The organism is Geminicoccus roseus DSM 18922 (assembly GCF_000427665.1).
Lineage (GTDB): Bacteria > Pseudomonadota > Alphaproteobacteria > Geminicoccales > Geminicoccaceae > Geminicoccus > Geminicoccus roseus.
On sequence record NZ_ATYL01000005.1, the window covers coordinates 50,214 to 60,811 of the forward strand.

The following is a 10,598-nucleotide window of genomic DNA, read 5'->3' on the forward strand; positions in this document are numbered from 1 at the left end:
GACAACGGACGGCGCCGTTTCTTGTGCACTCGCTTGACCGGCGCTGACGACAGTTCTAGCCCACAAGGTGGCTTTCGGCCGCCGCTAAGGAGGAAGAGTCGATGTGCGTCCCGGGTTGTCTCCAGCATGTCCAGTCCGGCCTCAACCGCCGCGGCTTTATCGGTGCCGGTGCGCTTGCCGCCGGCACGATGCTTGCGGCCCCGGTCGCGACCGCGCAGACCCGCAGCTTCGGCAGTGTGGTCGATCTGACCCACACGATCTCGCCCGAGTTCCCGACCTATTTCGGCAAGTCCGGCATCGAGATGAAGGACCTCTACACCCTCGCCAAGGACACGCTGAACTTGAAGATCTGGACGCTCAACGAGCATGTCGGCACGCACATCGATTCGCCGTTCCACTTTTCGGAGAACGGCTGGACGGTCGACCTGATCCCGGCCGCCAACCTGGTCTGCCCGCTCTGCGTCGTCGACATCGCCGCCCGCGCACAGGACGACGCGGACACGCAGGTCACCCCCGACGACATCAAGGCCTGGGAGGCCGCGCACGGGCCGATCCCGGCCGGCGCCTGCATCGCTATGCGTAGCGGCTGGGACGCGTACGTCACCGGCGACAAGTTCCGCAACGCCGACTCCGAGGGCGCGATGCACTTCCCCGGCTTCCATCCCGACACCGTTGCGATGCTGATAGATGGCCGCCAAGTGGTCGGCATCGGCGTCGACACGCTGTCTCTAGACTACGGCAAGTCCAAGGACTTCGCAGTACACCGTAGCTGGCTGCCGACCAACCGCTGGGGCATCGAGTGCATGGCGGGGATGGGGGCCCTGCCGGCATCCGGTGCCACGCTCCTGGTGGGAGCAGCCAAGGTGAAGGGTGCGACCGGCGGCCCGGCCCGGCTCTACGCCTTGGTCTGAGCGGATGATCGAGCCTCTCACGATCCAGGTTTAGAGCATTCATGTTTGCACGAGTGCGAGTTTCGCTGGAGCTTCCACTGTCTGAGTGGAGGCGGCAGGGATGGCGGGACCCTTGTCTCAGGATCTGCGTCGGCGGCTGGTACAGGCGATTCAAGCCGGCAGTTCGGCCCGTCAGGCAGCGGCCCACTTTGCGGTGAGCCCGACGGCGGTGCATCGGCTGATGCGGCGGGTGCGGGCAACCGGGAGTACGATGCCGGCCAAAATCGAGGGCCATCAAGCGCCTTCACCCCATGTCCCCGCCCCGATCGGTCATAACACCGCTACCCCACCAGGGCGGGAAATGGCGGGGAAGTCATGGAATCCGGCGTCGGCAATCGCCGGTGCCGGGGCACCTGGCAGGACTTTGCCGAGGCATCGATCGACTTGGTCATGGCCGGCTGCGAGTACATTGGGTCGCGTTGCGGTTGGGCCGGGTTTCGCTCATCCAATCCGCGTCCAGCGCTTCGCACTGCTTCGCCTCGGGACCGCCGCTGCACTCAGTCTTATCGCGTGGAGGATCCTGACCAGTCTCGTCACTTGGAGGCTTCCAACTGCTCGGGCGATGTAGGTTTTTGGGTAGCAGGGTGCCCAAGTCGCCACAGGCAACATCAAGTTGCTCTTGGGCTATTTTGGCGTTTATCAGATCCGCACCGCTCAGAAGAGCATCATCAAGAAGTGCGCCCCTCAGGTCAGCGTTTCTAAGATCAACCTGCCATAGATTCGAGCATCGCAGGTCGGCATTGTTCAGCTTCGCTCCATTTAGACCATCCTTCTCCTCGGCGTTTGCATGCAGGTCTGCCCGAAACAGGTTGCTGCCCTCTAGAGAGGCCCTCTTCAGCTTTGCATGGGCCAGCAGGGCATCGGGCAGGTCCACGCAGCGCAGGAACACACCAGCACTACCATCGGGATCATCGGGATTGGGGTCGGGCCTGGACAGGTCGATGCCGACCAGCGGCGTGCGCAGCTTGCGCTCGACGTCGACCAGGAACTCATCCGGTGAGCGTCGGTCGGTGAGCTGCCACAGGCGCAGGTGCGCCTTGTGCCGGCACGACCCGCACGCGACCGTCAGGAGGTGCCAGCCCCGCAGATCCCGGAGGCGGATCAGATAGCGTGGCCCTAAGTTCGTGTTTTGTTCCATGCGAATGCGATAGCGCCAAGCAGCTTCGAAGAGAAGGATGACTGTATCGCCACTGGCCTCATCCTCGACCAGCGCCGCCGGTGCGGTTTCGGTGGCAGCGGCTGCTGGATCGTTGACTGATCTTAGTCTTGATTGGGTCTACCCTAGAAAGACGATCAGCCGAGACGCCCTTTTTGCCTCAGATGGGTGTTTTCGACGGTACAAGGCACTCGCCTACACAGCTTTGACCGCAGGGAGACGCAAGATCTGCCCAGGCCGCCCTCAGCGATCAGCTCGGCGGTGAAGCCGGCCGTATCCTTCCATGGCAGGTAGTGCTGATCACCATAGACACCGATGAGCTGAGCCCTCCCCCCCTAGCCTAGAGGCTGTTATGGACCTGCGACCAGTTGAGCAGCCTGCTTGAGCATGATGCAGGTGAAGGCCACGAGGTGGAGGTCAGCGAGGGTTGAGGCATAGCGCTCGTAGTCCTTCACCAGCCGTCGAAAGTGGGTGGCCTAGGCAAAGGAGCGCTCGATCACCCAGCGCCGCGGCAGCAGCACGCTGATGCCTGTCTTCCCTTCACGCCTTCACCAGGGTCGTAATGCCATCAACACAGACACAGAATACTCCCTATGAAGTTTTCTGTGTTTGCGCGTTTCTGTGATTCAGCTTTTCAGCATGTCCTCCACCGCCCGCCGAATCTCGTCGACCATCTTGGTGCCACGCATCGCGCATTGCGCCTTCAAGCGGGCGTGGACATCTGCCGGCAGGTCGATCGTCAATCGCTTCATCGTCGGCCTTTCTATCGCCGCAGATGCCGGCTCCCCTCCCCTGCTAGCAACCCAGCTATCCGCGCTAGGTGGCAGCGAGGCGGACGGCCGCGGTCCGAACGCGATCTTCTTGGTCATAGCGCCCGCAACTCCTTCACCAATGCCCGGACCTCACGCGAGGCGGTGCCATGAGGCTCTGTCTCAAGGACCGTCAGCCCCTGCCCTGCCGACTCTGCGAATGCCACCCGCTGGCACAGGGAGGCAGCCAGCACCGGGATGCCATAGTTTCTCAGCGCCTCGGTGACATCCCTGCCAATCGCCGTGTTCACGATTCTACGATTCACCGCAAAAACAGATTTCAAGCTTTCTTTAAAAACAGATGCTTCGCGCAACAGCTTCAGGATTTCCTCAGCCGCCCATACATCGTAGGGCGAGGGCTGCACCGGCACGACCACCAGGTCCGCTGCCAGGAGCGCAGATCGGGCTAGTTCATTGACCCGAGGCGGACCATCGATCACGACCGTATCGTAGTCGACGGCGATGGTCGGCAGATCCTTGTGCAAGCTGGCCTTGGGGATGCCGACCACCGGGAACAGCGGTTTCGCTTGTCGGGTCGCCGACCAGTCCAATGCGCTCCCCTGTGGGTCCGCGTCCACCAGCAGCACACGCTCGCCATCAAGGGCGAACGCCGCGGCCAGGTGAAGCGCGAGGGTCGTTTTCCCGACCCCGCCTTTTTGGTTCAGAACGGCAATGATCACTCACCCCGCCTTTCTGTGTATCTGTTTTTCCTGTTTCACGTGCTTCTGTCTTTGCAGCTTTACGCTTCAGCGTGAAGCCGTATTGACAGAAATACGGTTGGCCACGCAATGTATGGCAGGCTGCGGATCGACCGGTAGTGCATGAGTGTGGTTGTGCCGCTGCAGCCGCTGACGGGCCTAAGTGACGAGGCCACCTGACATCACCATCTCAGCCGGCGCCCATAACCCAAAGACAATGACGGCCTGGTGGAGGGAAGGGGCGGAGCTGCGAAGCTGGGCGGGAACATCCATGATGGGAATTCGCATCACCCACTGACGCTCAGGCCGGATACAATCCACGGCGATATCTGGCTCACGCATCACCCCCTCCGTTGGGTGAAGCGGCGTTGCACGGACACCGTGGGTGTATCGCTAGCAGAGTTGTGCGGGCGACGAGTTCAATCAGATGTTCGATCCGGGCGCGGCCTTCGGCTCATGCCAAGCCATGGCGATCCAGCCAAACTGGTCTCTACCGTTGCGGTAGCGGGATGGTCTGAAATGGATGGTCACACACATGGCGGGGCAGATCCGGCCAAGGGGGGATATGCAGCATCCGCGGACGCAAAAGCATAAATAAAGAAATCTGTATTCTTGTTGCCTTGCGATAGCGAGGGTACCGCCTCATTGTCGGCGTGCCGTGAGGCTGCAGGCGAGTAGAATCGCGCCGTAGGTCCGGCGAACCCACTGGGTGCGCGTCCGCCTCGCATTCAGGGCGCGATCGTCGGTCGGTACCATTGGCGAGGGTTCTTCGAAGTCAGCCGCGTGCTGCGATCATCCGATTGCTCATCGGGATGGGCGGCGTCGAAGGATGCAGGATGAGGCCGACCTGGTCGACGATTTCAACCTTCGCCTCGGGATAGACGGCGAGCGCTAGCTTCAGGGCGGGCAGGAAGTCACGCCGGAAGAACCTGACCTCCTTGTAGCCATCCCCAAACTGGCGATGCAGGCTCTGCCAGCCGATCTCTACAGGATGGCGTAGCACGTGCAGCCGGTAGGCTAGCCAGATATAGAGATCGATCGACATCGAGCGGTTGGAGATCTCGCGGATCGCGGCCTCGCGCAGCGGCAGAGGATGCTCGATCAGGGACTGGTAGAACCCTTCATCTAGGCGCACCCGGTCCTGCCACAACGGCACCTGACGGGAACTGTCTGGATCCAGCGGCATGATCGCATCACGCACGAACGCACCATTGGTGACCAATTCGGTAGTCAGGGTTCTCCGGAAGAAGGTCAGCCGGCAGCGGCTGATGCGCCGCGACTGTTCCCGGACGATCTGATAGGTCTTGCCACCTACCGGGATGCCCATCGCCGTCAGCCAAGCGTTCATGGAGCTGCCGAGCTCGACATCGCGGCAGCGAGTGCGGACCGCCTGGGTCTGGAGGTAAAGCAGGATCATCCGGGCGATGGACCCGTAGGGGATGCCGATTGGGCGGCGCTCGCTATCCAGACCACTCTCGACCAGCAGCTTAACCTGGCCGCCATCGCGCTCCCACACGCTTTCCTGGACTTTCTTGTGCGGAAGCGCCGCCATGGCGAAGCCAGCGTGAGCGATTCCCACCTGGGCCTGGTCGTCGCATAGAACGCCATAGGCGGCATCGACGCAGAGACGGGCATTCTTGTCTGCGCCCGCTGACCTACGTGCTTCGTCGATACCCTTGCTGGTGATCAGCTGGTGGATCTTTCCCATGACCATGGGTGGAGCCGAAACCGGCTGTACCGTCAAGATTGGACTCTTCTCACGCCCAGTTACCCACAGTTTGGACTCTTCTCACGCTTACTATTAGGAGATTATTTGAATTTTCTATTATTAGGATGCGTGAGTAGAGTCCAGAGGATAACTGCCAAGATCGTGAGTAGAGTCCAAGCGCAGCGTGACTAGAGTCCAAGGGATAAGTCTCGCAGGAGCCCAAGCGTGAGTAGAGTCCAAAGATTCTATCCACAGCTGGCTGTGGCGCTGCCGCCACGGCTTGGCAGAGGTTCGATCAGGCGCGAGCTGCGGACCTCAGCTCGCTCAGGCCTTCGGCCATGCGTGCTTGGAACTGGAGCGCAGACAGCCTCATCCGTCGACGCAGGAGCCCGGCAGGCAAACTGGTCTGATGCTGCGGCTCACCTCGAGCAGCACCTACTCCTTTGAGCCCGGCGCCAGGACCCGATAGACGCTGGCCCGCCCGATCTTGAGCCTGCGGGCGATCGCGGAGGCGCCGAGTTGCTCCTCTTCCTTCAGGCGCCTGACCTCCGCCACATCGATGCTGGGCTTCCTGCCCTGGTAGACCCCACGTGCCTTGGCCGCCCTGATCCCCTCCAGCTGCCGCTCTCTGCGCAAGTTGGTCTCGAACTCGGCGAACACCCCCAGCATGTCCAAGAACGCCTTGCCCGCCGCGGTGCCGGTGTCGATCGGTTGCTCGGTCGCCTTCAGGCTGACGCCCTTGGCTTTCAGCTCGTGCACGATGTCCTGCAGGTCCTTCATCGAGCGGGCCAGGCGATCGATCCGGGTGACCACTAGCGTGTCGCCTGGCTGAACGAAGTCGAGCAGCACCTGCAGCTCGGTGCGACCGTCGCGGCGGCTGCCGCTGGCCTTCTCCGCGCGGATCACGCTGCAGCCGGCAGCCTTCAGCGCAGTCTTTTGCAGGGTGAGGTCCTGGTCGAGCGTGCTGACCCGGGCATAGCCGTAAACAGGCATGGGGGAGGGGTCTCTTGTCTCGCTGGCTTCTAGACCCGTTCCATCTACTGTCTCGGATGATCAAGAACAACCCATGTGGGACAGGGGAGGGTGTCTCGGCTGATCGTCTTGCTAGGGTAGACCCTTGAGAGACATGCGTATGGGCACTGGTCAAGGGATGGGCCGGTGCCACGCCCGAAGACCTTGCCGAGAACGAGATCAGGCCGACCAGCCTCGTCCTGCGCTGGCCCATACTGACGCCGACGTCTACGCGTCCTGACTTGTAAGGGTCCGGCTTGACGGTGCAGGCCGTAAGCCCGATCGCGGCATCAACCTGCAGCTTGCTGCGCATCTAGGACACGCTAGGCACCAGGCTACCATCAACCTGACCGGCGCCAATGCCTGTTCCCTCCCATCATCGATCCAAGAAGTTCTTCGCGTCCTGTAGAAAGGAACTTCACGATTATGTGATAATGAAGAGTATAATCACGTTCTTTTGATTAGAGGCCACGGATCACGCTTTAGTGATCAAGATCAATAGGGATGTGATAGCAGACTAAAGGAGGTTTTTCTTGTCGTAGTCCGATATCCGTGGCATCCAAGCGGTACTTGAGGTGATCTAAGCAAGTATACATTGATCGTTTGGAGGGCCTTCTAGGTGTTGGTCTTGCTGATACATGAGCAGGCAGGAACCAGCATATGTACCGGTCTTGATGAGCAGGAAAGTTTGTAGCCATCAAACCTGCCGCCACTTCTCGTTCCTCGGCTGGCGTGCCTTCGCCTTGGGCCTCCTCCCAAGCTGATCACCTCAGTTCTCCAACCAAGGAAACGCTCATGGCACTGATCTTCGGTACTCCAGGCGACGAAAAGGATCCGCCGATCCAGGGTACGGCAGAGGCGGACGAAATCCATGCCTTGGAAGGTACCGACCGGATCAAAGGCGCTGGCGGCAACGACCTGCTGTTCGGCGAGGCCGGCGACGACCTTCTGCTGAACGGCGATGCTGGCGACGACCAGATCTTCGGCGGCGACGGCAACGATGTCGGGATGTTCGGTGCCGCGGGCAACGACCTCATCGACGGTGGCGCCGGCAACGACGAGATGTTCGGCAACAACGGTGACGACATCCTGCGTGGCGGCGATGGCCTGGACCTCTTGCAAGGTGGCGACCGGGACGACGTCATCATCGCCGGTGAAGGCAACGACCGCGCCTTTGGCGGCAATGGCAGCGACATCATTGCCGGCGGCGGCGGTGACGACCAAGCCTGGGGTGATCGTGACCGCCCCAACGCCGAAGCCACGGCTGGCGCCGCCGACCGGATCTTCACCGGTGAAGGCAACGACCAGATCTTCGGCGAGTTCGGCGACGACAGCCTCGACGGCGGGAACGGTGACGACTTCATCTGGGGCGGCAGCCAGACCTTGTCGGCCAACACCGGCAACGACGTCGGCACTGGCGGCAACGGCAACGACACGATCAACGCCGGCGATGGCGACGACCGCTTCTTTGGCGCGGTCGGCGACGACATCCTCAACGGCGAGGCTGGCAACGACGGCCTGTTCGGCGGGCTCGGCAACGACACGGTGGATGGTGGCGAGGGCAACGACGAGTTGGACGGCAAGGCCGGCACCGACACACTGACCGGTGGTGCCGGGGACGACCGGCTGACCGGCGGCGACGGGGACGACATCCTGGACGGCGGCGAGGGCGTTGACCAGTTGCTCGGCCAAGCCGGCAACGACACCATGACCGGCGGGGCTGGGGCCGACAGCTTCACCATCCTGCGCACCGAAGGCGAGGCCGACACGATCACCGACTTCGAGGTGGGCGCCGACAAGATCCTGCTGCGCGGGGCCGGCAACACCGTCGACAACGCGATCGCCAATGCCACCGTGGTCGAGGGCAACACCGTGCTCAACCTCGGCCTCAGCCATACCGTGACGCTCACCGGGGTCACCGGTGTGGACAGCAGCTGGTTCGGCTGAACGACGCGCTCCAGTGAGCTGCCTTTGATAGGGCCTAGCCGCACCCGCGGCTGGGCCTTTTCGTTGGCGGACAGGTTGATTGCCCCACCAACGCCCAACGGACCAACGTCCGGCTTTGGGGCTGCACCCAAGCGCTGGAGAAGACGAGGCCTAGCGAGAGGCGCTTGGACCAGGCCTCAGCGCACGGGGACCAATCCAAGATCAGGGCAGGGTCGTGAACGGGTCGACCACGGAGACTGGCAGGAACTCGAAGTGCCGGACATTCCGGGTGAGCAACACCAGCTCATGGGTGAAGGTGGTGGCAGCGATGGCAAGGTCGGCAAAGCCAGGGGCTTGGCCTCTACCACGTGCAAGGTCAGAGAACTGACCGATGGTCCTGGCGACCTTGATGTTCAACGGCAGCACCCGATCCGCATAAAGGTGCAGGATCAACCCCAGCCAATCCTCGAGTTGGCCGGCCTTGCGGGTGGCACCCTCCCGCCTGAGCTTGGCCGCTCCATCGCTGAGTTCGGCAACCGTCACGACCGATAGGAACAGCCGATCCGACTGCAGGTCCAGCCAGCGGACCAACTCGAGCGGCGGCTGCTTTTTTTTGGTCGGCGCCACCGCTGAAATCACGTTGGTATCGACGAGGTAGCGGGCCGGCTCCATGGCGTGTCAGACGTCCACCGCACGCAGCGGCGACTGGTCTCGCTCCGACAGGTCCTCCGGTCCGATCGGGAGGGAGGCCAGCAAGCGGCCGAAGGATGGCACCTGGGACAGGCGCTCCCATTCCTCCCAGGAGATGATCACCGCCGTCTTGCGGCCGTGGCGGGTAATCACCGACGGCTGGCCGTTGATCGCCTCGTCCACCACGGTTGAGAGCGTGGCCTTGGCGTCGCGCAACTGGATCTCGTGCATGGCTTCCTCCTTAATATGACTATTGTAGTCATGTTTAGGGAGAGACTCAAGCAGGGGCCTCTAGACCCAGCGTTTCACCGAGCCAGGCGACGGCAGATCCTCGCGAGGAAAACCTAAAAGCGCTTTAGGGATCCGCAGCTTCGCCCATACCACCGTGATCCGATCGGATCTCGCTGCCGTAACTCTCGCGAGCTGCTTCAAGCTACGGGATTGTGGACACGAGCATCTTCAGCATGATCGCATGGGCACTCGGACAGGCCGGCGCCATGGGCGTAGCGGCCTATCTGTTGTGGCAATGGACGAAGCCGCGATCTCGAGACGACCAAGACGACAACTAGCGTAGCGCGTACCGGCTCATCGCCATCGATCAGGGAGATGGAATATTTCCACCTCTGGTGGTGGCTGGGCCTCCCGCCCCTGAAGGATCTTGGAGACGTACTTCACCAGGCGGGGGAGTGCATGCGTGTCGTAGGGCTTGCGGACCACGCCCCAGACCACATGCTTTTGCGTCCGGGCCTTGGCAAGTTGGGCAGTAAGCAGGAACACCGGCACGTCGTGCAGCTCCTTGAGGTGCTGGGCGATGACAATGCCATCCCCGCCATCTCGGAGGTTGAGGTCGATCAAGGCCAGGTCCGGTCGGTCATGATCACATAGCGCGATGGCGTCCTCGACGTTGTCGGTCGGTCCGAGCACCCGATGGCCAGCAAGCTGAAGAACCCACTCGATGGCCAGTGCCACGACGACCTCGTCCTCGACCACGAGGATCAACATCACGTCTCTTCCCATGCAGGAGTGCAGCTACTGGAAGAGCAGCCCTGCGTTGGCGTTCCGGATCACGCGGATTAAGAATTCCCACCTTCGGCAATGAAGAGGCGCCCACCTGGGCGTCGCTGCAGGGAGGAGATCGACCAGCGGTTGAAGTTTTAAGTCGACCGCAGGCTCAGACCTCTTCTTCAGCCCTGCAGCTGGCCACAGCGACACACTCCTTCAGCACCTCCTGCATATCACGGTGCTGGTTGCTGCCGCGCCAGACGGTCCACCGATCGTAGTGGCGGTGCCAGCGCAAGTTGCGTTGCCGCAAGCAGTGGCGGAAGGTCTTCGAGGAGATACCAGCCGCCTTTGCCATCTCATCGGCTGTGACCAGCGAACCGACTACCTCTGCGGCCATCCTCTGCTTCCCCAGTCGTGCCTGGCATCACATCCGTCTCGTTGAGGTGACAGCCTCAACATCACTTCAGGAGCGGCAACGAGACAGCGACGATATGTCCTTGCCCGCAGTGCTGGGGGCGGCTCTGATGAATGAGAGGTCGGCGCAGAGACCGATCTAGGACGCAGGGAAGGTCCGCCGATGACGGCCAGCTTTGGGCAAAGCGGCGGCAGTCAGTTTCTTCGGGAAGGTTTCTCTGCCGTACGGGCGAA

General features: G+C 62.0%; 11 protein-coding genes and 1 pseudogene. 2 read left to right on the forward strand and 10 right to left on the reverse strand.

The features are described from left to right. Positions 1-101 precede the first annotated feature (101 nt). Entirely contained in the window at positions 102-911 is an 810-nt protein-coding gene (locus GEMRO_RS0101185; RefSeq protein ID WP_027132556.1) for a cyclase family protein, read from the forward strand. Positions 912-1,338: 427 nt separating this feature from the next. Here GEMRO_RS0101185 and GEMRO_RS33185 read toward each other — a convergent pair whose 3' ends face one another. The 6 genes and pseudogenes from GEMRO_RS33185 to GEMRO_RS0101215 form a co-directional block, all read right to left on the reverse strand. After that, entirely contained in the window at positions 1,339-2,088 is a 750-nt protein-coding gene (locus tag GEMRO_RS33185) for a pentapeptide repeat-containing protein (protein WP_084506402.1), read from the reverse strand. A 368-nt stretch (positions 2,089-2,456) separates the two neighbouring features. Further along, positions 2,457-2,648, reverse strand: a pseudogene (locus tag GEMRO_RS33190) (transposase); the annotation flags it as partial. An 84-nt stretch (positions 2,649-2,732) separates the two neighbouring features. After that, the gene (locus tag GEMRO_RS0101195) at positions 2,733-2,975 is read right to left on the reverse strand and encodes a plasmid partition protein ParG (protein WP_027132557.1); all 243 of its coding nucleotides are present in this window, start codon (positions 2,973-2,975) and stop codon (positions 2,733-2,735) included. Then, complete coding sequence (parA, locus tag GEMRO_RS0101200) at positions 2,972-3,595, reverse strand: ParA family partition ATPase (RefSeq protein WP_027132558.1); 624 nt, start codon at positions 3,593-3,595, stop codon at positions 2,972-2,974. The genes GEMRO_RS0101195 and parA overlap by 4 nt, the downstream gene beginning before the upstream one ends. 793 nt (positions 3,596-4,388) lie before the next feature. After that, the gene (locus tag GEMRO_RS0101210; RefSeq protein WP_027132560.1) at positions 4,389-5,321 is read right to left on the reverse strand and encodes a replication protein RepA; all 933 of its coding nucleotides are present in this window, start codon (positions 5,319-5,321) and stop codon (positions 4,389-4,391) included. A gap of 435 nt (positions 5,322-5,756) precedes the next feature. Further along, the gene (locus GEMRO_RS0101215) at positions 5,757-6,314 is read right to left on the reverse strand and encodes a recombinase family protein (RefSeq protein ID WP_027132561.1); all 558 of its coding nucleotides are present in this window, start codon (positions 6,312-6,314) and stop codon (positions 5,757-5,759) included. Positions 6,315-7,127: 813 nt separating this feature from the next. Between GEMRO_RS0101215 and GEMRO_RS26815 the strand changes: the two genes are divergently transcribed. Beyond that, positions 7,128-8,279, forward strand: coding sequence for a calcium-binding protein (locus GEMRO_RS26815; protein ID WP_051328554.1), 1,152 nt, complete (start codon positions 7,128-7,130; stop codon positions 8,277-8,279). Between the two features lie 201 nt (positions 8,280-8,480). On the opposite strand, the gene GEMRO_RS0101225 is transcribed toward GEMRO_RS26815, so the two are convergent. From GEMRO_RS0101225 to GEMRO_RS0101240, 4 genes are all read right to left on the reverse strand, one after another. Beyond that, the gene (locus tag GEMRO_RS0101225) at positions 8,481-8,930 is read right to left on the reverse strand and encodes a type II toxin-antitoxin system VapC family toxin (RefSeq protein WP_027132562.1); all 450 of its coding nucleotides are present in this window, start codon (positions 8,928-8,930) and stop codon (positions 8,481-8,483) included. A gap of 6 nt (positions 8,931-8,936) precedes the next feature. Beyond that, complete coding sequence (locus GEMRO_RS0101230) at positions 8,937-9,179, reverse strand: type II toxin-antitoxin system Phd/YefM family antitoxin (RefSeq protein ID WP_027132563.1); 243 nt, start codon at positions 9,177-9,179, stop codon at positions 8,937-8,939. 354 nt (positions 9,180-9,533) lie between these two features. After that, the gene (locus GEMRO_RS26820) at positions 9,534-9,950 is read right to left on the reverse strand and encodes a response regulator (RefSeq protein WP_051328555.1); all 417 of its coding nucleotides are present in this window, start codon (positions 9,948-9,950) and stop codon (positions 9,534-9,536) included. A 169-nt stretch (positions 9,951-10,119) separates the two neighbouring features. Beyond that, positions 10,120-10,347, reverse strand: coding sequence for a hypothetical protein (locus GEMRO_RS0101240; protein ID WP_027132564.1), 228 nt, complete (start codon positions 10,345-10,347; stop codon positions 10,120-10,122). Between the last annotated feature and the right edge of the window lie 251 nt (positions 10,348-10,598).